Origin of the sequence: Citrobacter sp. RHBSTW-00881, assembly GCF_013728515.1 — a bacterium.
Lineage (GTDB): Bacteria > Pseudomonadota > Gammaproteobacteria > Enterobacterales > Enterobacteriaceae > Citrobacter > Citrobacter braakii.
Window position 1 is genome coordinate 3,881,603 of sequence record NZ_CP056269.1, and the last position, 24,104, is coordinate 3,905,706.

The 24,104-nt window shown below is 53.8% G+C and carries 21 protein-coding genes; 5 read left to right on the forward strand and 16 right to left on the reverse strand.

The window, feature by feature from the left end:
* A complete protein-coding gene (nrdR, locus tag HV311_RS18780) occupies window positions 1–450 on the reverse strand; it encodes a transcriptional regulator NrdR (RefSeq protein WP_016152032.1) in 450 nt (149 codons plus the stop codon).
* 153 nt (window positions 451–603) lie between these two features.
* Between nrdR and HV311_RS18785 the strand changes: the two genes are divergently transcribed.
* A complete protein-coding gene (locus HV311_RS18785; protein ID WP_181632840.1) occupies window positions 604–1,143 on the forward strand; it encodes a DUF3251 domain-containing protein in 540 nt (179 codons plus the stop codon).
* A gap of 298 nt (window positions 1,144–1,441) precedes the next feature.
* Complete coding sequence (locus HV311_RS18790; protein ID WP_016152030.1) at window positions 1,442–2,326, forward strand: nucleoside-specific channel-forming protein Tsx; 885 nt, start codon at window positions 1,442–1,444, stop codon at window positions 2,324–2,326.
* Between the two features lie 45 nt (window positions 2,327–2,371).
* On the opposite strand, the gene HV311_RS18795 is transcribed toward HV311_RS18790, so the two are convergent.
* From HV311_RS18795 to queA, 7 genes are all read right to left on the reverse strand, one after another.
* Window positions 2,372–3,064 (reverse strand): helix-turn-helix transcriptional regulator, encoded by a 693-nt coding sequence (locus tag HV311_RS18795; RefSeq protein WP_016155852.1) that lies wholly within the window; start codon window positions 3,062–3,064, stop codon window positions 2,372–2,374.
* Window positions 3,065–3,087: 23 nt separating this feature from the next.
* Window positions 3,088–3,453: a VOC family protein gene (locus HV311_RS18800; protein ID WP_016152028.1), complete on the reverse strand. Its 366-nt coding sequence runs from the start codon at window positions 3,451–3,453 to the stop codon at window positions 3,088–3,090.
* 169 nt (window positions 3,454–3,622) lie between these two features.
* The gene (gene secF, locus HV311_RS18805) at window positions 3,623–4,594 is read right to left on the reverse strand and encodes a protein translocase subunit SecF (protein WP_003021550.1); all 972 of its coding nucleotides are present in this window, start codon (window positions 4,592–4,594) and stop codon (window positions 3,623–3,625) included.
* 10 nt (window positions 4,595–4,604) lie between these two features.
* Complete coding sequence (gene secD / locus HV311_RS18810; protein ID WP_003021547.1) at window positions 4,605–6,452, reverse strand: protein translocase subunit SecD; 1,848 nt, start codon at window positions 6,450–6,452, stop codon at window positions 4,605–4,607.
* A gap of 27 nt (window positions 6,453–6,479) precedes the next feature.
* On the reverse strand, window positions 6,480–6,812 hold the full coding sequence (gene yajC / locus HV311_RS18815) for a preprotein translocase subunit YajC (protein WP_003021544.1): 333 nt from the start codon (window positions 6,810–6,812) through the stop codon (window positions 6,480–6,482).
* Window positions 6,813–6,834: 22 nt separating this feature from the next.
* Window positions 6,835–7,962 carry a tRNA guanosine(34) transglycosylase Tgt gene (gene tgt / locus HV311_RS18820; RefSeq protein ID WP_003021535.1) on the reverse strand — a complete coding sequence of 376 codons (1,128 nt, stop codon included), beginning with the start codon at window positions 7,960–7,962 and terminating at the stop codon, window positions 6,835–6,837.
* 55 nt (window positions 7,963–8,017) lie between these two features.
* Window positions 8,018–9,088 carry a tRNA preQ1(34) S-adenosylmethionine ribosyltransferase-isomerase QueA gene (gene queA / locus HV311_RS18825; RefSeq protein WP_191220297.1) on the reverse strand — a complete coding sequence of 357 codons (1,071 nt, stop codon included), beginning with the start codon at window positions 9,086–9,088 and terminating at the stop codon, window positions 8,018–8,020.
* Between the two features lie 217 nt (window positions 9,089–9,305).
* On the opposite strand from queA, the gene acpH reads away from it, so the two are divergent.
* Together acpH and HV311_RS18835 are read left to right on the forward strand one after the other, a co-directional pair.
* Entirely contained in the window at window positions 9,306–9,887 is a 582-nt protein-coding gene (acpH, locus tag HV311_RS18830; protein WP_016152027.1) for an ACP phosphodiesterase, read from the forward strand.
* Between the two features lie 168 nt (window positions 9,888–10,055).
* The gene (locus HV311_RS18835) at window positions 10,056–10,658 is read left to right on the forward strand and encodes a peroxiredoxin (protein ID WP_003021524.1); all 603 of its coding nucleotides are present in this window, start codon (window positions 10,056–10,058) and stop codon (window positions 10,656–10,658) included.
* 48 nt (window positions 10,659–10,706) lie between these two features.
* Here HV311_RS18835 and HV311_RS18840 read toward each other — a convergent pair whose 3' ends face one another.
* The 5 genes from HV311_RS18840 to HV311_RS18860 all read right to left on the reverse strand — a co-directional run bounded on the left by HV311_RS18840 (window position 10,707) and on the right by HV311_RS18860 (window position 18,127).
* On the reverse strand, window positions 10,707–12,101 hold the full coding sequence (locus HV311_RS18840) for a DUF3999 domain-containing protein (protein ID WP_191220298.1): 1,395 nt from the start codon (window positions 12,099–12,101) through the stop codon (window positions 10,707–10,709).
* Window positions 12,098–14,740, reverse strand: coding sequence for a DUF2339 domain-containing protein (locus HV311_RS18845; protein ID WP_191220299.1), 2,643 nt, complete (start codon window positions 14,738–14,740; stop codon window positions 12,098–12,100). The genes HV311_RS18840 and HV311_RS18845 overlap by 4 nt, the downstream gene beginning before the upstream one ends.
* 136 nt (window positions 14,741–14,876) lie before the next feature.
* A complete protein-coding gene (locus tag HV311_RS18850; protein ID WP_191220300.1) occupies window positions 14,877–16,745 on the reverse strand; it encodes an amidohydrolase in 1,869 nt (622 codons plus the stop codon).
* A 21-nt stretch (window positions 16,746–16,766) separates the two neighbouring features.
* Entirely contained in the window at window positions 16,767–17,312 is a 546-nt protein-coding gene (locus HV311_RS18855; protein WP_016152022.1) for an antibiotic biosynthesis monooxygenase, read from the reverse strand.
* Between the two features lie 173 nt (window positions 17,313–17,485).
* Entirely contained in the window at window positions 17,486–18,127 is a 642-nt protein-coding gene (locus HV311_RS18860) for a hydrolase (protein ID WP_003021513.1), read from the reverse strand.
* 273 nt (window positions 18,128–18,400) lie between these two features.
* Between HV311_RS18860 and HV311_RS18865 the strand changes: the two genes are divergently transcribed.
* Window positions 18,401–19,303: a LysR family transcriptional regulator gene (locus tag HV311_RS18865; protein WP_016152020.1), complete on the forward strand. Its 903-nt coding sequence runs from the start codon at window positions 18,401–18,403 to the stop codon at window positions 19,301–19,303.
* Here HV311_RS18865 and malZ read toward each other — a convergent pair.
* The 3 genes from malZ to brnQ all read right to left on the reverse strand — a co-directional run bounded on the left by malZ (window position 19,297) and on the right by brnQ (window position 24,026).
* On the reverse strand, window positions 19,297–21,114 hold the full coding sequence (malZ, locus tag HV311_RS18870) for a maltodextrin glucosidase (protein ID WP_080860280.1): 1,818 nt from the start codon (window positions 21,112–21,114) through the stop codon (window positions 19,297–19,299). The two genes, HV311_RS18865 and malZ, sit on opposite strands and share 7 nt — an antisense overlap.
* Before the next feature lie 138 nt (window positions 21,115–21,252).
* On the reverse strand, window positions 21,253–22,626 hold the full coding sequence (gene proY / locus HV311_RS18875) for a proline-specific permease ProY (RefSeq protein ID WP_016152018.1): 1,374 nt from the start codon (window positions 22,624–22,626) through the stop codon (window positions 21,253–21,255).
* Between the two features lie 80 nt (window positions 22,627–22,706).
* Window positions 22,707–24,026, reverse strand: a complete 1,320-nt coding sequence (brnQ, locus tag HV311_RS18880; RefSeq protein ID WP_016152017.1) for a branched-chain amino acid transporter carrier protein BrnQ — start codon at window positions 24,024–24,026, stop codon at window positions 22,707–22,709.
* Window positions 24,027–24,104: the final 78 nt, after the last annotated feature.

Below are 24,104 nucleotides of genomic sequence, written 5' to 3' on the forward strand. Positions count from 1 at the left end.
TTAGTCCTGTAGGCGAGCAATCTCTTCGCCAAATTCTTTGATATCTTCGAAACTCCGGTAAACCGAGGCAAAGCGGATGTAGGCGACTTTATCGAGTTTTTTCAACTGCTCCATCACCAGGTTGCCGATCATCTTGCTCGGCACCTCACGCTCGCCAGTCGCACGCAGTTGTGATTTGATATGGTTCAACGCCATTTCGACGTCATCTGAGCTGACCGGACGTTTCTCAAGCGCTCTGAGCATGCCGCTGCGCAGCTTATCTTCATTAAAGGGTTCACGCACATCGTTGCTTTTCACAACGCGTGGCATGACAAGTTCAGCCACTTCAAAAGTGGTGAAACGTTCGTTACAGACCAGACACTGCCGACGGCGGCGTACTGAGGAGCCCTCGCCTACAAGACGAGAGTCAATTACCTTAGTGTCTACGGCGAAACAGAATGGGCAATGCATACGGCGTCCTGTCCTCAGTGGTTAACAGAAATCTATTTTACCCTGAACTGGCGTGACAACAAAGGCGCAGCGCTTTTGAGACAAAGGATCGATGCCTTCGTGCTCGGTGCGCACTACCATTATGCTATCGCGACAATGAAGGAAGTAATCACAATGACAAGACGTTACCTAAGAATTCTCCTGGTGGGAAGTCTCTTTAGTCTTAGCGCATGCGCACAGCAAAGCGAAGTACGCCAGATGCATCAAAGTGTTAGCACGTTGAATAAAGAGATGACACAGCTAAATCAGGAAACGGTAAAAATTACACAACAAAATATGTTGAATGCCAAATCAACCAGCGGAGCCTATCTGCTGCCGGGTTCCAGTACACCAGCCCGACTGGACAGCCAAATTGGCATGTTACGGATGTCACTTGTCAATATTGCGCCGAACGCCGACGGCACGCGGCTCACATTACGTATTCAGGGTGAATCCACTACGCCTTTACCCGCCTTTAGCGCCACCGTCGAGTATGGACAAATTCAGGGCACCACGGATAACTATCAGGAAACGAACGTTCAGAACCAATTGGTAACGGCCCCGGCAAGTATCCTTGCTCCCAGCGACGTAGACATTCCGCTGCAGATAAATGGCCTTTCTCCGGACCAGTTAGGATTTGTTCGTATCCACGACATCCAGCCTGTTAATCAATAAACTTTTTTGCGGGACGTTTTGTGCGTTCCGCAACATCACTCCGGCCCGTTTTGTTACTCACCTGACATAACCGATATTTCTGGTAAAACTTGGCAACATTCATGGGAGCCAGTACAATTCGCCGCCTAAAGTAAGCAAACGTGAACGCAATCGATTACGTAAATGATAGAACTGTGAAACAACACATATTTTTGTGAACAATGATTTTTATAATAGGCTCCGAAGAAACACGAAATATTTAGAAACGCAATTTGCGCCTTTTTCACTCCCGAAAGGGATTTCAAACAGTGGCATACATATGAAAAAAACATTACTTGCAGCCGGTGCAGTGCTGGCGCTCTCCTCGTCTTTTACTGCCAACGCTGCAGAAAATGACAAACCGCAATATCTGTCCGACTGGTGGCACCAGAGCGTCAACGTGGTGGGTAGCTACCACACCCGTTTCGGACCGCAGATTCGCAACGATACCTACCTGGAATATGAAGCTTTTGCAAAAAAAGATTGGTTCGATTTCTATGGTTACATGGATGCACCTGTCTTCTTTGGTGGTAACACTGATGCGAAAGGTATCTGGAACCACGGTTCTCCGCTGTTTATGGAAATTGAACCGCGCTTCTCCATCGATAAACTGACCGGCACCGACCTGAGCTTCGGTCCATTCAAAGAGTGGTACTTCGCCAATAACTACATCTACGATATGGGTCGTAACAAAGATGGCCGCCAGAGCACCTGGTATATGGGTCTGGGTACCGATATCGATACCGGTCTGCCGATGAGCCTGTCTCTTAACGTGTATGCCAAATATCAGTGGCAGAACTACGGTGCAGCCAACGAAAACGAGTGGGACGGCTATCGTTTCAAAGTGAAATATTTTGTACCAATCACTGAACTGTGGGGCGGTAATCTTAGCTACATTGGCTTTACCAACTTCGATTGGGGATCCGATCTGGGCGACGATGATTTCTCCGATCTTAATGGCAATAAAGCGCGTACTAACAACTCTATCGCTTCCAGCCATATTCTGGCGCTGAATTACGATCACTGGCATTATTCCGTCGTCGCTCGTTACTGGCACAACGGGGGTCAATGGAATGATGATGCAGAGCTGAACTTCAATAAAGGCAACTTTAACGTCCGTTCTACCGGTTGGGGTGGTTACCTGGTCGTAGGTTACAACTTCTAATCCTGCCAATTTATCGCAGACAAGCCAGCTTAACCGCTGGCTTTTTTATGGCTGGTCTTCACAGCGTACTTTACGTAAAAAGTCACTTAGCGAGCGATCTGCAGATTCACGAAAATGCCTGTCGAGCGGCGTGATCTTCAGACACCGATCAACGCGAAAGCAGCGATAATCGTCACGTTTCTCGCACCAGGCAACCAGCAACCAGTGCTCACCCCAGAAAAATAACCCCAACGGCTGAACGTCGCGCCAGGAGAGATTCCCGGACTCGTCGCGATAATGCAGCGCCAGCACCTGCTGCGCCGAAACCGCGCGATGTATGAGATCAAAAGCACTGCGTGAATGCGGCTGATTGCCAAAATCTGGCGCGAAAACCCGCGTTTGCTCGGCTCTGCGCCGACACTCTGGCGGCAATATCGCCAGCACTTTTTCCTGCGCGGATTCCAGCGCCTGTGAGAGTGAATCCCCGCCCCATGTTTTCAGCAACCGAATCGCTACCATTAACGCTTCTGATTCGCGATGCGTTAACATCAACGGCGGCAGATCAAACCCCGCCATTAAGCGGTATCCACTGCCCACTTCTCCTTCAATGGGCACGCCGGATAAAGAGAGATCGCGGATATCGCGATAAATCGTCCGTTCAGAAACCTCAAGACGTTCTGCCAGCAGCGCCGCCGTTGTCACTCGCCTGCCACGCAGGATTTGTACAATCTGAAACAAGCGGTCGGCGCGTCTGGTCATTTTAATCCTCAGTCCTGAAAATATTACGCGGGTTGATGTAAACCAACACGATTGCCTTCGCTGTCAGTAAACAGCGCAATAGTGCCAATATCCTGCCCCAGTTCGAGCGGACCAAACACGCACTGACCGCCAGCGGTGGCGACGCGTTTAAGCGTTGCAGCCAAATCATCCGTATGCAGATAAATAATAGCGCCCTGCGCTGAAGGCGTAATACCGTCAAATTTAGCCAGCGCCCCGCCGGGAGCGGGATCCTGATGTGGAAATACGGCCAGCTCCGCGCTGTCCATATTCTCACGACGCAAAGAAACCTGCATCACTGGCTCATAAAAAGCAATGGCGCGCTCCATTTGTGCCACGGGGATTTCAAACCAGCTAATTACGTTATTCATACTTCCTCCTGCCTGTGTGGGTAATCTCAGAAGGACTATAAGACAGGGCTACTGACAGCATACTGTCAGTAGTATGGCGACCGGAAAAGATAATGGACTGCTACCAAATCGCAGGCAAAAAAAATCCCGACCTTGCGATCGGGATTCCAGTATCTTCACTCTTAATAGTTTAAGGCAGAATTGACGGTTGATCCGCCCCTTCTTTCTCAACCTTCTGCTGCAGCATGTGCTCACGCTTCATACCCAGCTTCAGCGCCAGCGCCGATGCTACGTAGATAGAAGATGCAGTACCGATGGAAACACCGATCAGCATCGTCAGCGAGAAGCCTTCCAGTACCGGACCACCGAACAGGAACAGCATCAGAATAACCATCAACGTCGTACCGGACGTAATCAACGTACGGTGCAGCGTCTGAGTCAATGACACGTTAAAGATTTCGTAAGGCGTCCCGCGACGAATTTTGCGGAAATTTTCACGAATACGGTCAGATACCACGATACTGTCGTTCAGCGAGTAACCGATTACCGACATCAACGATGCGACGATAGTCAGATCAATCTCGATATGGAACAACGACAGGATCCCAAGTGTGATAATCACGTCGTGCGCCAGAGCGATAACTACCCCTGCCGCCAGTCGCCACTCAAAGCGGAAACCGACGTACACCAGGATGGATATTAACGCCGCCATCAGCGCCATTGCACCGGTTTGCGCCAGATCTGCACCCACGCTCGGACCCACGAATTCAATTCGCTTCACCGCGGCGTTTTGGTTGGTGGATTCGTTAATCACACTCAACACTTTGCTGCCCAGCACCTGACCGCCGTCTGCGCCTTCAGTTGGCGGCATACGCACCATAATGTCGTGGCTGCTGCCGAAGTTCTGCAGAAGCGGATCAACAAAGCCCGCTTTCTCCAGCGCATCGCGCATCACGTCCATATCGGCCGGTTTTTCCAGCGTGATTTCAATTACCGTACCACCGGTGAAATCGAGACCCCAGTTAAACCCGCGTACGCCCATCACCACGATGGCCGCAATCAGCAGGAAACCTGAAATGCCGAAAGCCCAGTAGTCCCAGCGCATAAAGTCCCAGACTTTACGGCCGTGGTTCAATTGTTCAACAGTATATTCCTGTGCCACTTCGCACTCCTCAGATTGACAGCTTTTTGACGCGCTTGCCGCCATACAACAGGTTTACGATGGCACGTGTACCGACAATCGCGGTAAACATCGACGTCGCCACACCAATACCGGTAGTAATCGCGAACCCTTTAATTGCCCCGGTGCCAACTGCGTACAGGATAATGACCTTAATCAGCGTCGTAATGTTCGCATCAAAGATGGAGCTAAATGCGCCCGCATAACCTTCATTGATGGCCTGCTGCACCGAACGCCCGTTACTCAACTCTTCTTTGATACGTTCGTTAATCAGTACGTTCGCATCGACCGCGACAGCAAGGGTTAAGACGATCCCCGCAATCCCCGGCATACTCAGCGTAGCGCCCGGCAGCAGCGACATAATACCGACAATCAGTACCAGGTTAGCAATCAGCGCACTGGTCGCAATCAGACCGAACTTCTTATAGAAGAAGATCATGAACAGGATAGACACCACCAGACCGGCCAGACACGCTTCCAGACCCTGTTTAATGTTCTGCATACCCAGGGTAGGACCGATGGTACGTTCTTCAACAATCTGAATCGGCGCAATCAACGCACCGGCACGTAACAGCAGAGAAAGCTGACGCGCTTCGTTCGGGTTGTTAATACCGGTGATACGGAAGCTGTTGCCCAGGCGAGACTGGATGTTGGCGATGTTAATCACCTCTTCCTGTTTCACCAGCACTGCGCGACCGTTGGCATCTTTTTTACCGCTGTCTTTGTACTCCACGAACAGGGTCGCCATCGGCTTACCGATGTTGTCCTTGGTGAAGTTGGACATGATGTTACCACCCGCGCTATCCAGCGAGATGTTAACCTGCGGCTGATTGTATTCGTCCTGGCTGGAAGTGGAGTCGGTGATATGATCACCGGTCAGGATCACGCGTTTGTACAGCACAACCGGCTGACCTTCACGAGACTGTTTCACTTCCGAATCACCCGGTACACGCCCGGATGCCGCAGCAGACTGGTCAACGTTGGTGTTCACCAGACGGAATTCCAGCGTCGCGGTAGCGCCCAGAATTTCTTTCGCACGCGCGGTATCCTGAATGCCTGGCAGTTCGACCACAATGCGGTCAGCACCCTGACGTTGGACCACCGGCTCAGCAACACCTAGTTGGTTAACACGATTACGCAGAATGTTGATGTTCTGCTGTACCGCGTATTCACGGGCTTCGCTCAGGCGCGCATCGGTCATCACCGCACGCAGAGCATTGCTGCCCTGGCTGGAAATAACCAGATCCTGGTGACGCTTGCTCAGGTAAGAGATAGCTTCATCACGAGCGCTGCTATCACGGAAGGTGATGCTCAGACCGTAGTTATCTTCTTTGCGAACGGTAGTATAAGGAATGCCTTTTTCACGCAGATCGCTGCGCAGGCTATCGATATTTTGTTCCTGCAACTTACTCAGCGCGGTGTCCATATCCACTTCCATCAGAAAGTGAACGCCGCCACGCAGGTCAAGACCGAGTTTCATCGGTTCTGCGTGAATGGCTGCCAGCCAGCGTGGAGTTGCCGGTGCAAGGTTAAGCGCCACGACGTATTGATCGCCCAATACGCCCATTAACACTTCACGTGCGCGCAGTTGGGTATCAGTGGAGTCGAAGCGCGCAAGAATAGCACCCTCTTCCAGAGCCACAGACTTAGGTGTGATTTTATCTTCTTGTAACGTTTTCTGGACCTGGATCAGCGTTTGCTCACTGGCGGCGGCACCGCGCACGCCAGTGATTTGAACAGCCGGATCCTCACCATACAGGTTGGGAAGCGCATAAAGCAGACCGACGACAATAACGACGATCAGCATGACATACTTCCACAAAGGATAACGGTTTAACACGGCAGTTCCCTTTGGGAAAACAATAAATTACAGCGCCTTCATGGTGCCTTTCGGCAGAACGGCAGCTACGAAATCACGTTTAATAACCACTTCAGTGGTGTCGTTCAGCGCGATAGCGATGTAGCCAGATTCTGCTACTTTGGTCACGCGACCCACCAGACCACCGTTAGTCAGCACTTCATCGCCTTTCGCAATGGAGTTCATCAGATTTTTGTGTTCTTTGGTGCGCTTTTGCTGCGGGCGCAGGATCATGAAGTAGAAAATCAGACCAAACACCACCAGCATCAGAATCAGAGACATCGGGCTGCCCTGCGCCGGAGCACCTGTTGCCGCTACCGCATCAGAAATAAAAAAGCTCATTCAAATTCCCTCATTATTAAAATTAATCAACGTTCACAGGTGGAACTGGTCTACCCTGACGTTGGTAAAAATCGGTCACGAAGCTCTCTAATTTACCCTCTTCAATAGCCTTGCGTAAACCCGCCATCAAACGCTGGTAGTAGCGAAGGTTATGAATCGTGTTGAGTCGCGCGCCCAATATTTCGTTGCAACGGTCGAGATGATGCAAGTAAGCGCGCGAATAATTGCGACAGGTGTAGCAATCACACTCAGCATCGAGCGGACTGGTGTCGCTTTTATGTTTCGCGTTACGAATTTTTACCACGCCGTCAGTCACAAACAAATGACCATTACGGGCATTTCGCGTTGGCATCACGCAGTCAAACATATCGATACCGCGACGTACGCCTTCAACCAGATCTTCTGGTTTGCCGACGCCCATCAGGTAACGAGGTTTATCTGCCGGAATCTGTGGGCATACATGCTCCAGGATGCGGTGCATATCTTCCTTCGGCTCACCGACAGCCAAACCGCCGACAGCGTAGCCATCAAAACCGATGTCTACCAGACCTTTAACGGAGATATCACGTAAATCTTCGTAAACACTGCCCTGAATGATGCCAAAAAGCGCATTTTTGTTGCCGAGGCTATCAAAACGATCCCGACTGCGCTTCGCCCAACGCAGAGACATCTCCATCGAGCGTTTAGCATAGTCCCAGTCGGCCGGATACGGTGTACATTCGTCGAAGATCATGACGATATCGGAACCGAGATCGTATTGAATCTCCATCGACTTCTCGGGATCGAGGAAAATCGGATCGCCGTTGATTGGGTTACGGAAATGCACGCCCTGCTCGGTAATCTTACGGATATCACCCAGGCTGAAAACCTGGAAGCCGCCGGAATCGGTGAGGATTGGCCCTTTCCACTGCATAAAATCGTGCAGATCGCCATGCAGTTTCATGATTTCCTGCCCCGGGCGCAGCCACAGGTGGAAGGTGTTACCGAGGATAATCTGCGCGCCAGTTGCTTCAACTTCTTCCGGCGTCATGCCTTTCACGGTGCCGTAAGTACCGACCGGCATAAAAGCAGGTGTTTCTACTACGCCACGATCAAAAACCAGGCGGCCGCGGCGAGCGCGACCGTCTGTGGTATCCAGTTCAAATTTCATCTTAACTCCTGCGTCAGAAAAACAGTCCGACGTTTTAAATACTCATATCGCGGATTTATTCCCCGACACGCTCAGAAATAGCCTGCGGATTGTACGTGATAAACATCGCATCACCGTAACTAAAAAAGCGATATTCCGCTTTTACCGCTTCATGATAGGCGTGCATGGTGTTTTTATAACCAGCAAACGCGGAAACCAGCATGATCAGCGTTGATTCCGGCAGGTGGAAGTTGGTTACCAGGGCATCAATCACCTGATATTTATAGCCAGGATAAATGAATATTTGCGTATCGCCGAAAAACGGCTCGATAAGGTCGTTTTTGGCCGCCTGCGCCGCGCTTTCCAGTGAACGTACGGAGGTGGTGCCCACCGCAATCACGCGGTTGCCGCGCGCTTTCGCCGCCAGCACAGCATCAACGACATCCTGCGGCACTTCCGCATATTCGGAGTGCATGATGTGATCTTCGATGGTGTCTACGCGCACCGGCTGGAAAGTCCCCGCGCCCACGTGCAGCGTGACGAACGCCATTTCAATGCCTTTATCGCGCAGCTTAGCCAGCAGCGGATCGTCAAAGTGCAGACCCGCAGTCGGCGCGGCGACCGCACCCGGTTTTTCGCTATACACGGTCTGATACAGCTCGCGGTCGGCGTCTTCATCCGGACGGTCAATATACGGTGGCAGCGGCATATGGCCGATGGCGTTAAGGATATCCAGCACGCTGCGCTCGTCGTTAAACTCGACTTCAAACAGCGCGTCATGGCGTGCCACCATCGTTGCTTTAATACTTTCGTCGTCGCCCAGCAGCAGCTCGGCCCCCGACTTTGGCGCTTTCGAGGCGCGAATATGCGCCAGAATACGTTTGTCATCCAACATACGCTCGACCAGCACCTCGATCTTGCCGCCGCTGGCTTTACGGCCAAACAGACGCGCCGGAATAACGCGGGTGTTGTTAAAGACCAGCAAATCGCCAGGGTTGAGCTTATCGAGCAAATCGGTGAAAGTACCGTGCGTCAGCGCGCCCGTCGGCCCGTCCAAAGACAGCAAGCGGCAACTACTGCGCTCAGCTTGCGGATAGTGGGCAATCAGGGATTCGGGTAGTTCAAAGGTGAAATCGGTAACGCGCATGACACTGACTCAGACTAAAATAAGAGGCGGGTAGTCTAGTGCCGGGGCGTCCTCCCTGCAACCTTTACCCCTCAAGTTAAAAGACATAATCTATACACAAAATCATTCAAGATGCATCGAGGCGGCAACTGAATGAGTCCCCGGGAGCTTACTCAAGTAAGTGACTGGGGTGAGTGAAGACAGCCAACAAAGAGGCAGTTTGAAGGATGAAGTGGATATGAATTTTCTTGCACATTTGCATCTGGCTCACCTCGCCGACAGCTCGCTTTCCGGTAATTTGTTGGCCGACTTTGTGCGGGGCAATCCGGAAACGCACTATTCGCCTGACGTGGTGGAAGGCATCTTCATGCATCGTCGTATCGACGTGATGACCGATAACCTGCCGCAGGTGCGTGAAGCCAAAGAGTGGTTTCGCAGCGAAACGCGCCGTGTCGCGCCGATTACGCTGGACGTAATGTGGGATCATTTTCTGTCGCGCCACTGGTCGGAAATATCCCCCGACTTCCCGCTGGCGGACTTTGTCCGCTATGCTCGCACCCAGGTGACCACTATTTTGCCTGAATCGCCACCGCGCTTTATCAATTTAAACAACTATATATGGTCAGAGAAATGGCTTGAGCGCTATCGGGACATGGATTTTATCCAGAACGTCCTGAATGGCATGGCCAGCCGCCGCCCACGACTCGATGCCCTGCGTGACTCATGGTATGACCTGGATACGCATTACGATGCGTTAGAGGAACGGTTCTGGCAGTTTTATCCGCAAATGATGGAACAGGCGCAGCGTAAAACCCTTTGACTACAGCCCGTATTAGCCGCCGGATAAGCAGTAGCCGCCATCCGGCAAAAGATTGATAGACAAAACCTGTCTCATTGATTGCCAGCGCCTCTTTGTCTTATTCGCGAACACTCTCTATACTGGCCCGCGTTGCGTTCCAAAAACCCCTTAACATTGCAGGAGAATTATATGGTACTGGTAACTCGTCAGGCTCCGGATTTCACAGCAGCTGCGGTACTGGGTAGCGGTGAGATCGTTGAAAACTTCAACTTCAAACAGCATACCAACGGTAAAACTACCGTTCTGTTCTTCTGGCCGATGGACTTCACCTTCGTTTGCCCGTCTGAACTGATCGCTTTCGACAAACGTTACGAAGAATTCCAGAAGCGCGGCGTGGAAGTTGTTGGCGTTTCCTTCGACTCTGAATTTGTCCACAACGCATGGCGTAACACCCCTGTCGACAAAGGCGGCATCGGTGCAGTGAAATACGCAATGGTTGCTGACATCAAACGCGAAATCCAGAAAGCCTACGGCATCGAGCACCCGGAAGCGGGCGTTGCTCTGCGCGGTTCTTTCCTGATCGACGCTAACGGCGTTGTTCGCCACCAGGTGGTTAACGATCTGCCGCTGGGTCGTAACATCGACGAAATGCTGCGCATGGTTGACGCGCTGCAGTTCCACGAAGAGCACGGCGACGTTTGCCCGGCACAGTGGGAAAAAGGTAAAGAAGGTATGAACGCGTCTCCGGACGGCGTGGCAAAATACCTGACCGAGAACGTTTCCAGCCTGTAATTGGCATGAATCGTAAGAGGCCCGCAAATGCGGGCCTTTTTTATTGGTTTATGTCGGATTACCCTTTTTCACTTCACGCCAGATTCGCCACGCCATAAGCGCCAGTACGGCGACCCCAAGAATTAACGCCCCCCACACCAACAACGTTTTCCACTGGCTTTGTTGCTCAGCTACTGACGTTGCCGTCAATCGCGCTTCACCACCAAGCGCCACGCTCTCCTGAAGAGTCGCCCACGGTAGATAATCTATCTCCTGCGATTTACGCAGCGACGCCGGGATCAGCATATCGAGACCAACATCAGCCTTTTTCGCCGCCCGGTTTCCCCACGCCAGCATATAAGGCCCTTTGCCCTGCGTATTAAACACCAGTTGATAACTGTCGCGCATGCCGCTCAACTCAGGCAGCCTCTCTGGCAACCGGGCGTTAATGGTCGTCATCCGGACGGCCTCAACCAACTGACCGGAAAGACGAATATCTTCCGAACTCCTCCAGTCCAGATTGTAAAGCATGGTTTTTGTCAGCGGCTGCCAGGGCTCTTTTTCAGCGCTGCGCCAGGCCAGTTCCACCGGTAAAACACCTTCACTTTCCAGATCGATGCGAAGCGAGGTCAGCGGCTGGGGCTGCGCCCATCGCCAGACGGCTTCGTCATCCGAAACCTTATTCCCCTGGGCTTCAATCACGATACGCTCGGATTCCGGCTCGCTGCTGGCCGCTATCGCGCTCACGCTGTTTAACGTCAGCGCCGGACTTTGCGAGTCGAGGATCACAAGCAGGTAGCGAGTCGCCTCCACAGAGAGCGTGAGGCTGGCGCTGATGGTGTCCATTTTCAGGCGATCGTTATCACGCGTCAGATCCATTAACGGCGCATCTTCCTGCACGGGTCGCCAGTAGCGCAAATCACTGCTTGCATAAACCGAGGCTTTCCCCTGCCAGTTGCCCGCCTGCGAGTCCCAGTTCAGGCGTAACTGCGCCAGTGAAAAGGTATCTTTCGTCTCTTCCGGGAGCGTCAGTAAATAGCTCTGGCCGAGCGCTTTGACATCATCACTTTGCAAATGAATTTCAATGCCGCTCTTCGAGCGTAAAACAATAGCGTCTCCGCCTCGTTGCCCCTCCTCACGCGGCGCAACCGGTGACATATCAAGCGGGAAAAAACGCAGCGCCACTGCCTCTGGCGTAACGGGCTGGGTTTTCTGCGCCACCAGAGTAAACGGCACCGCCTCCCCCAGATGGTTAAAGACCCGGACATCGCGCAAATCCGCCCAGGCGGTACCCGGATACACCGCCGGAGGTAGCGAAACACGATACCACGGTGATGTGCCCGTAGTTTCCAGCGTCACCCCCGTTACGTATTCCGCGGGAGACTCTTTCACTTCATCGCTGCTTACCGCCGCGCCTGTCGCGCCCAGCAGTACGCTGCATAACACCGCTTTCATCCATTTCATTTTTCTTCTCCAGCTTTGGGCGGTAATGGTGAAAAATACCCGATAATCAACACCAGAATGGCCACGCCGATAAACGCAACCGCGCGCGCCAGGCCGCCGCCTCCTGCGCTGTCCACCAGCATCAGTTTCACAATGACTATCCCCAACAATACCGCGCCACACAGCCATTCCCGACGCGAGCGGCGCCGGGTCGCCCGCAGCATCACCACCAATGCCGCCAGCATCCAGAACAGAGCAAAACAGGTTTGAATCAGCCGTGAATCCCATAGTGCGTCTACACGCCACGCAACCTCGCCATACCAGGACAATGCGCGCAGCAGCACGCCATTGAGCCACCAAAAGCTGAGCGCCATCAGCGCCACAACCGGCCATGGGCGAGATACCGAAAGCTGCGCCGGGAAATAGCGTTCAGACGCGCGATAAAACACCACCAGGCCCAGCAGGGCAAAAGCTGCGCCCTCTTCCAGCGGGTTGAGCAACGGCAGATAAGTCTGACGATAAACCACGCCATCTTGTAAATTGGTCAGCACGAGCAGACCTACCAGCACCAGCACCACGGGAACCATCGCCTGAACAGAATAGAGGGCCGGCCAGATGCGAAATGGCCAGATTTGTCGATGAACAGACTGATAAATCAGGAAAATAAGCAGCCCGCCAGCCGCCATCATCAGGCCGCTACCCCACGCAGCCCTTCCCCACGGCAGCCCCTGCGCGAACCAGAACAGCTCAACCGCGAGCGCCAGTAAAATCATCCAGAAGAACGATAAATGCGCCAGTCTGGAAAGCATTGGCGGTAATATTTGTGCATCACGCCAGAGCAGCGCTACCGCAACAATTAGCGCCGCGCACCAGGCCAGATTCGGCCAGCCCGCCGCAAAAATCTGCTGTACAGCGATCTGATACATCAGCATCACCAACATCATCGGCCACAGCAGCCATTTACTGGCATCCAGTTCCCGCCACGCCAGGCGACCCGCGATACTCCGCCAGCCCCAGCTCGATACCGCCATTAATGCCAGCACGCCAGACAGTACCCACCGCTCCTGTTTCAGAACGAGTTGCGATGCCGCAACGAGCGCAACAATCCAGAAAACCAAACCACCAGCGAGTAGCGCCCAACTGCCCGGCATCCAAATGTTGCGCCATAGCCATGCAGCAACCAGCCAACTGAGGCTGAGCACGGCAAAAATCAGCATGACTGAGAGCGCGGTTGTTCCGTTCGCCAGCGCCCATAGCGCGCTCCCCACGGCCAGCACGAGCAGCGCCGTACCGCTATAGCTCATACGCCGCTGTTGCTGTTGCACGCCAAGCCAGAGAATGCCGAGACCTTCCAGCGCCCAGGCCATCGCCGTCCAACGGGCTGAAAGCGCCAACGGGATAGCAAGCGTGGTAAACGCACCACCGAGCGCCAGGGCGGACAATACCAGAGGTCTCCCCAGAGAAGAGGAACGGCGCAACGCAAACTTTGCTAACACCAGATAGAAACCACCGTAACCCAGCGCACTAAGCGCCGGACCATAAGCCATATGCCGGGTAATGGCATACTGCATTCCAAAACCGATCAGCGGTGGGGCAAACAGCAGTACGCCGTCAATAATCTGTTTGCCTTTTTCCTGCGCCCGGAGCGACAACGCCACGCTCAGCACGCCAAAAATAATCGTGTTGGCGATCAGGAACAGTTGGCAACTCAGGTAATACTCTGGTCGATAGCCCTCCAGGCCCCACACCCCGCCAACGCCGAAGGTGAACAACAGGCCGAGCAGATTAAGCTCCCTCCAGTCCTGCCAGATGCTGATGGCGAGAATGCCGACCGAGAGCAGAAGATAGAATGAGAAGAGCGCGACATGACTGCCGCCGCCGGTGGAAAGCAACAGCGGCGCGAGATAACCGCCAAGACTTGCCAGCATCGCCAGGCTGAGCGCCTTTTGCAGAATAGCCAGCCCCACACTCGCCGCACAAATCGCCACTAGCAGCGCAAATGCCAGCGTCATTGGCAGCATTTGCCACAGCCGGAACGCACCAAAGACGGTGAGATAGAGTGCTCCGGTAGCTCCCCCCTGTAATATCAGCGCATAGATCGGTTGCTTATGCCGCAACCGCCAGCCCAACGCCAACAGCACAATAGCGAACAGCGCGGCCGCCACCAGACGCAGCTCCAGCGGAAACAGAGAATGTTCGACCGTATAACGCAGCAGGAAAGAAAGCCCCAAAAACAGGAGCAAAATACCGAGCTTTGCCAACGGGTTACCCTGCATAAACCAGCGCACCAGCGATGACATTACCCCGCCAAAAGCAGAAGGCCGCTCGACGTCGGGCGTAGATACCGCCGCATTATCCGGCTTCGGCTGTGAAGCCCACGGGTTAACGGGCTCAGGCGGCGGCTCAGTTACTGGCTCCGGCGATACGCTGCTCATCGCAGCCGTTGGCGCATCGGCAGGAACAATCTCTTTTGCTGCCGTTGGCTCAACGGCGCTGGTCTGCGCCGCACCGCGCAGCTCCAGCTCCTCTACCCGACGGCGCAACACCATCAGCTCAGAACGTACAGCCGCACTGCGTCTGAATGCCACGATCGCGAGGCCAGGAACCACTACCAGCGCGAAGAATAATACAATGCAGCCAAGGGTTAGCAGCTCATCCATGTTTCCACCTTCACTGTATAAAGACAGACCAGAATGACACAAATTGTTGCAGTTGCGCCATATCGGTTAACACGATGAACCGCTTTTCAGAATAGACAATCAGCCCCTGCGTTTGGCCAGGGGCTGTGATGAGGGATTAAAACGCGAAGCAGGAGCAGCCAAGCGCGCCCCAGAAAACCCGGTCATCTGACACCGGAATTGCCGATTTACGCGCTATATCATGCTGATGGCCGTGTACGCCGCAGCTGCCGCAGCACTGGTGCATCTGCACCATTGCGCCAATTTTCGCCGCAGCAGGCGGCGCTGAGCGATAGTGCCCCGGCACTTTTACCACCGGCGACCAGTCAGGTACAACCGGGATGGCCGGCGGCGCCAGCGGAGTGAAATGCCCGGCCGCATACACCACTTTGCCATCGACAATGGTCATCACCGACTCTATGCCTTTGATCTCTTCTTCCGGCACACTGAAGTAATCTTTAGACAGCACCACCAGGTCGGCCAGTTGGTCTTTCTCGATGCGCCCTTTCTTACCCTGTTCGCTGGAGAACCAGGCGCTACCGGCCGTCCACAATTCCAGCGCCACATCGCGCGGCAGGCGATTGTTATCATCGTACATCGCCATCCCTCCCACAGTACGTCCCGAAACCAGCCAGTAGAGCGCTGTCCACGGGTTGTAGCTGGCCACGCGGGTGGCATCAGTCCCCAGTCCTACCGGAACTTCAGCCGCCAGCATTTTCGCCACCGGCGGGGTATGTTTGACCGCATCTTTGCCGTAGCGATCGACAAAATATTCGCCCTGAAACGCCATACGGTGCTGAACAGCGATCCCGCCCCCCAGCGCTTTTACGCGCTCGATATTCCGTTCGGTAATCGTTTCAGCGTGATCGAAGAACCAGTGCAGCCCATTGAACGGGATATCGCGATTCACCTTCTCGAATACGTCGAGCATTCGGCTGATGGATTCATCGTAGGTGGCGTGCAGGCGGAACGGCCAGCGGTGCTCCACGAGGTGGCGCACCACGCGCTCCAGCTCATCTTCCATACCTTCCGGCAGATCCGGGCGTGGCTGGAGGAAGTCTTCAAAATCCGCGGCCGAGAAGACCAGCATTTCCCCTGCCCCATTGGCACGGTAGAAGTCGGTCCCCTGCCCTGGTTTGAGCATATCGGTCCAGCGTTCAAAGTCTTCCAGTTCCTGCTGCGGACGCTGGGTAAACAAGTTGTAGGCGATGCGCACCGTCATCTGTTTGTTGGCGTGTAACTGCTCAATTATCTCGTAATCTTCCGGGTAGTTCTGAAAACCACCGCCTGCATCGATGGCGCTGGTCAGCCCGAGACGGTTCAGCTCGCGCATAAACTGCCGGGTCGAGTTGACCTGCATTTCCAGCGGCAGTTTTGGTCCTTTTGCCAGCGTCGAATAAAGGATCATGGCGTTGGGTTTGGCGATCAGCATCCCGGTTGGGTTACCGTTGCTATCACGCACAATCTCACCACCCGCCGGGTCCGGCGTCGCTTTGGTGTAGCCGACTGCTTTCAGTGCGGCACGGTTCAGCAAAGCTCTGTCGTAGAGGTGCAGAACAAAAACTGGGGTATCCGGGGCCGCTTCATTGAGTTCTTCGAGGGTTGGCATGCGACGTTCGGCAAACTGGAATTCGCTCCAGCCACCCACCACGCGCACCCATTGCGGCGATGGCGTTCTGTCAGCCTGCTCTTTGAGCATGCGTAGCGCGTCCGCCAGCGACGGAACGCCTTCCCAACGCAATTCCAGGTTGTAATTCAGACCGCCGCGAATGAGGTGCAGGTGCGAATCGTTCAGGCCCGGGATCACCGTATGCCCTTGCAGATCGACAACCTGCGTCCCGTCGGTGGCAAAACTCATGATGCGATCGTGGCTACCGGTCGCCAGGATCTTACCATTGGCGATCGCCACCGCCTCGACCTGCGGGTTTTGTCTTTCGAGAGTATGAATTTTTCCGTGAGTCAGAATCAGTGTGGCAGTTTGAGACATAACAATCTCCTGAGAAACCGGTCAGGCTTTTTTCAGCCATCCGGCAAACAGACGGGTTACGATGGGCATCCAGAACCAGACCACCAGCGCAACCACACAGGCATCATTGATCAGATGCAGGAGTAACGAGCCCTTCATGGCAGGCAGCACAATGCCGGTCAACCACGGCACCAGATTGGTGCTGGGAAAAATCACCAGCAGGGTTATCAGAAACTGTTTCCAGCGCCTGGGCTGACGTACATGGGGCGCGGGCGGCGTAAACCAGAACGCCGCTTCGGTGCGGATTTCAGTTTTATCCCCTTCCGCCAGCAGCGGGGCAATCTCTTCGACCAGCACGCGGCGCGTATCGGACTGGGTCCAGTTATACAGATGCTCAAGCGTGTCGAAGCGGATAATGATGTTCCACAGATTGTTGCCATCTGCAGGACGAATCACATTCGCCCCCAGATGACCGGGAAACTCGGCCGCCACCGGCATGATTTTCCCCAGCCACTGCTCATACCGCTGCGCTTGTTCAGGCAGCAGGGTGTGGGAAATCACCAACGTCACATGTTTGTTCTGCGCCATAAAGGGTTCCTTGTGGAGAGGAAACAGGCCCGCTTAGGCCACGGAAGCAATACACAAAATCATTCATGGCGCATCGAAACGGCAAGATTGTGTATCCCCGGAGGCTGACAAAGTGAGTGACCGGGGTTCGCAAACGAAGCCCACAAAGAGGCAACATGAAGGATGAGGTGTATTTAGGCTTTACGTTCCGGCGCGCCATGCACCATGGTGTAGGCGTAATCCACGCCCATACCGTAGGCGCCGCTGTGCTCACGTACCAGATCCATGACGGCGTCGTAGGTTTCTTTGCGGGACCAGTCGCGCTGGTACTCGAGAAGAACCTGTTGCCAGGTCACTGGTACGGCACCCGCCTGTACCATGCGGTCGATAGAACGCTCATGGGCATCCACGGATGTGCCGCCGGAAGTGTCAGTTACCACATAAACTTCGTAACCCGCTTCCAGCGCCATCAGCGCCGGGAAAGTCAGGCATACTTCGGTCCACAGCGCGGAGATAATCAATTTTTTACGCCCGGTCGCTTCCACGGCTTTCACAAACGCCGCATCTTCCCAGGAGTTCATCGAGGTGCGTTCAATTGGTTTAACATCAGGATGAACCGCTAACAATTCCGGCCAGATATAACCGCTAAAACTTTTCGTTTCCACAGAAGTATAAATCACCGGAACATTGAATATTTTCCCGGCCTTCGCTAATGCCACGGTATTATTTTTCAAAGTCTGGCGGTCAATATTCGCCACACCAAATGACATTTGCGGCTGATGATCAATAAAAATAAGCGTTGAGTTTTGAGGGTCAATCAGTTCCCGAATAGACATAGCACACCTTCTTAATCAATAAGTTAAAAGGCAACGGTCTGTATCTGCCGTCAGCAGCAGGATCCTGAATCAGAAAGCTTGTTGAGTATAGCGGGAAATTTCTAACGAGTTATTAAAGAAAACTTACCATCCAGTGAAACTATTAATTTTGTGTTGCGATATATCCTAAACAACATCAAAAAAATGCGCATGACTCATCTAATTTATTCACTGGCATTGTTTTTCTCCATTCGGTACAACAGAGGGGTTTAATTTTCAGGATATTTTCTGCTTATGCGCATCAATCTGGATGTTTTGCTAATTCTCGACGCACTCGATAAACAGGGTTCATTTGCCGCGGCGGCGGAATCGCTGTTTAAAACCCCTGCAGCACTCAGCTATATGATTCAAAAGCTGGAAAGTGATTTGAATATCGAGTTGCTTGACCGTTCCGGTCACCGGGCAAAATTTACCGACACCGGTCAGATGATGCTGGAAAAGGGACGTTTGCTGCTGAGTGCGGCAAAAGATCTCGAAAAGCAGGCGGTGCAGCTGAGTTCAGGCTGGGAAAAAGAGCTGGCGATTGCGCTGGACGACTCCTTCCCTTTCGCCTCGCTGTTGCCCATTATCGATGAATTTCACGCGCTGAATAAGCAAACCCGCCTTAACTTCACCCACCATACGCTGGCGGGCTCCTGGGAGGAGCTGACGCATAATGGAGCAGATATTATTTTGGGGGCGATTAATGAACCGCCTACGTCAGCGGCCTGGTCCTACAAAATGCTTGGCACGCTGGACAATGTGTTTGTCGTTGCGCCTGAGCATCCGCTGGCCGCAGCACCGGATGGCCTGACTAACGAACAGTTGTGCCTGCACCGGGCGATTGTTATTAGCGACAGCGCCCGCTTTTGTCATCCGTTACAAACCAATCTGATGGAGGAGCAGGCGCAGATTCGCGTTGATGATTTCCACAGTAAGGTGATGCTACTGCGGGCCGGCTTGGGCTGCGGATTTCTCCCCCGCCATATTGCTAACCCGTGGCTTGCCACGGGCGAGCTGGTGGAAAAAACGGTCATCTCATTTCGCCAAAAAGACGTGGCCTATATGGCCTGGCGCAATAACCGCGATGGACTGGCGCAGCGCTGGTGGCGGGAAACGCTGCTGGCAAGCCCGGATGTTACGCGCTTATATCAATGACCCATCCACACCGAGGCGGAAATCGCCGGCAGCGTCAGGATATCCTCGGCAAGCACGCCTTTGCCCTCCTGGTGCTGCCATTGGCTGACGCTCAGTAATGGCGAGGCTGGCAGGACCACTTCACAGGCGTGGCCACGGTTAATCGCCACCAATACGCGCTGGCGGTTTAGCACGCGTACAAACACCACCACGTTATCCTCGGCGTAAATCACCTGACAACCACCATGGCGCAGCGCCTGGCTCTGGTGGCGTAATGTTGCCAGTCGCTGATACAACGCCAGCAGGTTAGCGTCCTGTTTTTCAGGCTGCCACGGGAATGGTTTGCGACAAAACGGATCGTTGTTCCCATCCAGTCCCACTTCGTCACCGTAGTAAATACAGGGCACGCCAGGCCAGGTAAACAGCCACACCACCGCCAACGGTAAACGTGCGACGTCTTTACCGAGCAGAGATTTAAAACGGGCGGTATCGTGGCTGTCGAGTTGGTTGAACATCCGCAACTGCTGCTGATGCGACAAACCCGCGCGATAGTTATCCATCCACGCCATACAGGTCTGGGCGTCAATGAATTGCGGATCGTATGAGATATCGGTATTGGCGAGAAATCCCCATATCGGGAAGGTAAAACCGCGATAGTTCATGGCGGCATCTTCCGCGTCGGCCTGCAACCATTGACGCGCGTCGCCAAAATGCTCGCCCACCACATACGCCTCTGACTGGGTCTCTTTCGCCGCCTGCGTAATTCCGGCCACGTGCTGCAGGTTGTTGTGCGCACCACCGGCCTCTCCCAGCATATGCACCACGTCAAGACGCCAGCCGTCCATACTCCACGGCGCTTTCAGCCAGTGGCGAACGATACTGTCTTCGCCGCGATAAATTTCATTCACCAGGCTTTCAGAGGAAAAGTCCAGCTTGGGCAGGCTGGAATACCCCAGCCAGTCGAGCGCGACGCCGTCGGCTGAGAAATGATACCAGTCGCGCCAGGGGGATTGCGGATTATGGCACGCGCCATCCGTTCCCCGGTTATGTCGGTCAAACCAGGCGTGTGAATCGCCGCTATGGTTAAAAACACCGTCGAGAATCAGGCGCATCCCCTGCTGTTGGGTGGTGTGACGCAGGCGCAGCAGCGCCCTGTCGCCGCCAAACTGCGGATCAACATGACGGTAATCTTCGGTATCGTATTTATGCACGCTCGGCGCGGTAAATACCGGATTCAGGTACAGCGCCGTGACGCCTAACGTTTTCAGATACGGCAGCTTTTCGCTGATGCCGTCCAAATCGCCGCCATAAAACGTGGAGCCACCGGCCTGGGCTGTAAGCGGTTCATCCCACTCGCGCCGCACAATATCGTGTCCGGCAGCGTGGTGATAATAGACGTTATCCTGAGTCGCTTCACGCGACTGGCTGCGGGCAAAACGGTCCGGGAAAATTTGGTAAAAAATCTGATCGGCGACCCACTGCGGACCGTTATCCGGCACATCAACAGCAAACTGCTCCAGACGCGCAGGCGGAAAACGGCTGAATCCCTGCGGGGTAAACCACAACTGACGATCGAGCCAAAGTAATTTAAAACTATAGCGTCGACGAGGCTGTCCGCTGGAGAGATCGATCGCCGCTCTCCACGCGGTCACGCCCGGTTGCGGCTGGCTGCGTTGCTTGTGCATACCCAACGAAATCTCTTCGTTATCGTTTTCTGCGCGTAGCGTCACCCGCTGGGGTGGATTTTCCCCCGCCAGCCATAATGTAATCGTCAGTTGATCTTTGTTTTGCTTAACAAATGGGGCAACCGGAAGGTGCCAGGCGTTCAACATCACGTATCCCCTTTGATGATAATGACGTCACCTTGCCATAGCGAAGTGCAGGATCACTCATCATCTTAACGTTTATTGGGGGAGGAGTGCGGGGGAGGAGAAAATTGCCGGGTAACATTAAGCTACCCGGCAAAAATATTACTGCGCTTCAGCCAGTTGGCGCTCGCGACGGCGCTTGAAAACCCAGCCGGCAAGCAGCAGGATAATCCACGCAAAGCCGACGTATAGCGAAATGCGGGTATCCGGATGATAGCCGATAAGCGCGATGATAAAGACCAGGAAAATCAGGCCAATGACGGTCGTCACAACCCCACCCGGCACTTTAAATTTCAGCGCCTTAACCTCTTCCGGCGGCAGACGACGACGGAAGGCAATTTGTGACAGCAGGATCATAATCCACACCCATACCGTTGCGAAGGTCGCCAGAGAGGCGATCACCAGGAAGACGTTTTCCGGCATGATGTAGTTAAGATACACCGCAAACAGCAGCGCGATGGTCATCACCATCACCGTCACCCATGGCACGCCACGACGCGACGTCTTGGCGAACATTTTCGGCGCGCTGCCCTGCTCCGCCATACCATGCAGCATACGCCCCACGCCAAAGACGTCAGAGTTGATGGCCGACAGCGACGCGGTCAGGACTACGAAGTTGAGGATCCCGGCGGCAAAGGTAATCCCCATATGCTGGAACGTCAGAACGAACGGGCTACCGTCAGTGCCGACCTGGTTCCACGGGTAAATAGACATGATGACGAACAGCGTCCCCACGTAAAACACGAGGATACGCATCGGTACGGAATTGATGGCGCGCGGAATAGATTTTTCCGGGTCTTTGGCTTCGCCAGCGGTAATCCCGATAATCTCAATCCCGCCGTAGGCGAACATCACCATTTGTAGCGACATCACCATGCCGAGCCAGCCGTTGCTGAAGAAACCGCCGTTGCTCCACAGATTATGGATACCGGTAGGCTGTCCGCCGTTACCAATCCCCCAAATGATGATGCCAAAACCGGCGACAATCATGATGATAATGGTGGCGACTTTAAAGAACGAGAACCAAAATTCCAGCTCGCCAAACACCTTCACGCTCATCAGGTTGATGGCGCAGATAATCAATACCACGCTGAGTACCCAAATCCAGTGTGGTACGGCCGGGAACCAGACGCCCATGTAAATACCAAAGGCAGTCACATCGGCAATGGCGACAATCAGGATTTCAAAACAGTAGGTCCAGCCGGTTATGTAGCCTGCCAGCGGTCCGAGGTTTTCCTGCGCATAGCGCGAGAAGGAGCTGGCTGCAGGGTTATGAACGGACATTTCGCCCAGCGCGCGCATAATGATATACGCCGCTACGCCGCCGATAATATAGGCCAGCAACACGCTTGGCCCCGCCATTTTGATGGCATCGGCCGAGCCGTAGAACAGCCCGGTACCAATTGCTGAACCTAATGCCATAAAGCGAATGTGCCGGGTGCTCAGCCCACGCTTTAGCTTGTTATTACTTTCCATCGATTCCTAACCTGTTAACACAATAAAAAACCACGGGGCCATGTTAATAGCCCCGTGGTTAAAACTTATTGTCAGTGATATTAGTGTGCGCTGGAGGTCACTTGTCGACCCGCTGCACGATCCCAGATAACTGCCAGGACCACCATCACGACTGTTGGCATCAACCACGCCAGCCCCTGCTCCGCCAGCGGTAAACGCTGGGTCCAGGCCGGTAACACGTCGCCAATTGCAGAAGCTTTAATGCCATCAAGGATACCAAAAATCAGGCTGATAAACATCGCAGGTGCAATGACGCGGGAAGAATTATGCCACCATGAGCGGGTAAAACTTAATACAACCAGTGCGATACATGGCGGATAGATAGCCGTCAGCACCGGAATAGAGATCTGAATCAGATGGCTCAGACCCAGGTTAGAGACCACCATCGAGAAGCCGCCGAGGATAAATACCAGCGTACGATAAGACAGTGGAACGTACTGGGCAAAGAACTCTGCGCACGCGCAGGTCAGGCCAACCGCGGTGACCAGACAGGCGATGAAAATCAACGCCGCCAGCAGGAAGCTCCCTGCGCCACCAAAGGTGTGCTGAACATACGCATGCAGAATTGCCGCGCCGTTAGCAGACTGATCGACCAGAATTGCACTATCTGAACCCAGACGGAACAACGCGAGATACAGCAGCGTTAAGCCCACACCCGCCATCAAACCCGCCCAAACGGTATAACGGGTCAGCAGACGCGCTTCAGTAACGCCACGCGAGCGAGCGGCGTTGACGATAACAATACCAAATACCATCGCGCCCAGCGTATCCATGGTCAGATACCCGTTCACGAAGCCATTAGAAAACGCCGCAGTTTGATAGGCTTCCATCGCATTGCTGATTGGGCCTGCTGGCCAGACGATTGCAGCGACAGACAGGACCACCAGCGCCAGGATTTTCAGCGGAGCCAGGAAATTACCAACTGTATCCAGCAGTTTGCCCGGATACAGCGAAACCAGAATCACAATCGCGAAATAGACCACGCTGTAGATAAGCAGTGGCAGAGCGGAGTCACCGGTCAGCGGTGCAATCCCGACTTCGAAAGAGACCGTCGCGGTACGCGGCGTAGCAAATAACGGTCCAACAGCCAGATAGCACACGGTCGCCAGCAGCAAACCAGCGACTTTACCGATAGGCGTGCTCAGTCGGTCCACACCACCACCGACTTTCGCCAGCGCGACAACGGTAAGTACCGGCAGGCCAACGGCGGTAATCAAAAAGCCAAAAGCCGCAGTCCAGACGTGTTCACCTGCCTGCAAACCAACCATTGGGGGGAAGATGATGTTACCTGCACCAACGAACAGTGCAAATGTCATAAATCCCAAAGCGATAATATCGCGCGATTTTAACTGATGGGTCATAAAGTCTTACTGCCTGTGGATGTGGTGTTGAAAATAATAAATTTTTGCCTTTCCCTGGGGGACAATACAGCGGCATTT

Excerpts from the sequence above, each read along its gene's own strand:
- nrdR (WP_016152032.1), bottom strand. The coding sequence starts at position 450 with ATGCATTGCCCATTCTGTTTCGCCGTAGACACTAAGGTAATTGACTCT.
- HV311_RS18785 (WP_181632840.1), top strand. The coding sequence starts at position 604 with ATGACAAGACGTTACCTAAGAATTCTCCTGGTGGGAAGTCTCTTTAGT.
- HV311_RS18790 (WP_016152030.1), top strand. The coding sequence starts at position 1,442 with ATGAAAAAAACATTACTTGCAGCCGGTGCAGTGCTGGCGCTCTCCTCG.
- HV311_RS18795 (WP_016155852.1), bottom strand. The coding sequence starts at position 3,064 with ATGACCAGACGCGCCGACCGCTTGTTTCAGATTGTACAAATCCTGCGT.
- HV311_RS18800 (WP_016152028.1), bottom strand. The coding sequence starts at position 3,453 with ATGAATAACGTAATTAGCTGGTTTGAAATCCCCGTGGCACAAATGGAG.
- yajC (WP_003021544.1), bottom strand. The coding sequence starts at position 6,812 with ATGAGCTTTTTTATTTCTGATGCGGTAGCGGCAACAGGTGCTCCGGCG.
- tgt (WP_003021535.1), bottom strand. The coding sequence starts at position 7,962 with ATGAAATTTGAACTGGATACCACAGACGGTCGCGCTCGCCGCGGCCGC.
- queA (WP_191220297.1), bottom strand. The coding sequence starts at position 9,088 with ATGCGCGTTACCGATTTCACCTTTGAACTACCCGAATCCCTGATTGCC.
- acpH (WP_016152027.1), top strand. The coding sequence starts at position 9,306 with ATGAATTTTCTTGCACATTTGCATCTGGCTCACCTCGCCGACAGCTCG.
- HV311_RS18835 (WP_003021524.1), top strand. The coding sequence starts at position 10,056 with ATGGTACTGGTAACTCGTCAGGCTCCGGATTTCACAGCAGCTGCGGTA.
- HV311_RS18840 (WP_191220298.1), bottom strand. The coding sequence starts at position 12,101 with ATGAAATGGATGAAAGCGGTGTTATGCAGCGTACTGCTGGGCGCGACA.
- HV311_RS18845 (WP_191220299.1), bottom strand. The coding sequence starts at position 14,740 with ATGGATGAGCTGCTAACCCTTGGCTGCATTGTATTATTCTTCGCGCTG.
- HV311_RS18850 (WP_191220300.1), bottom strand. The coding sequence starts at position 16,745 with ATGTCTCAAACTGCCACACTGATTCTGACTCACGGAAAAATTCATACT.
- HV311_RS18855 (WP_016152022.1), bottom strand. The coding sequence starts at position 17,312 with ATGGCGCAGAACAAACATGTGACGTTGGTGATTTCCCACACCCTGCTG.
- HV311_RS18860 (WP_003021513.1), bottom strand. The coding sequence starts at position 18,127 with ATGTCTATTCGGGAACTGATTGACCCTCAAAACTCAACGCTTATTTTT.
- HV311_RS18865 (WP_016152020.1), top strand. The coding sequence starts at position 18,401 with ATGCGCATCAATCTGGATGTTTTGCTAATTCTCGACGCACTCGATAAA.
- malZ (WP_080860280.1), bottom strand. The coding sequence starts at position 21,114 with ATGTTGAACGCCTGGCACCTTCCGGTTGCCCCATTTGTTAAGCAAAAC.
- proY (WP_016152018.1), bottom strand. The coding sequence starts at position 22,626 with ATGGAAAGTAATAACAAGCTAAAGCGTGGGCTGAGCACCCGGCACATT.
- brnQ (WP_016152017.1), bottom strand. The coding sequence starts at position 24,026 with ATGACCCATCAGTTAAAATCGCGCGATATTATCGCTTTGGGATTTATG.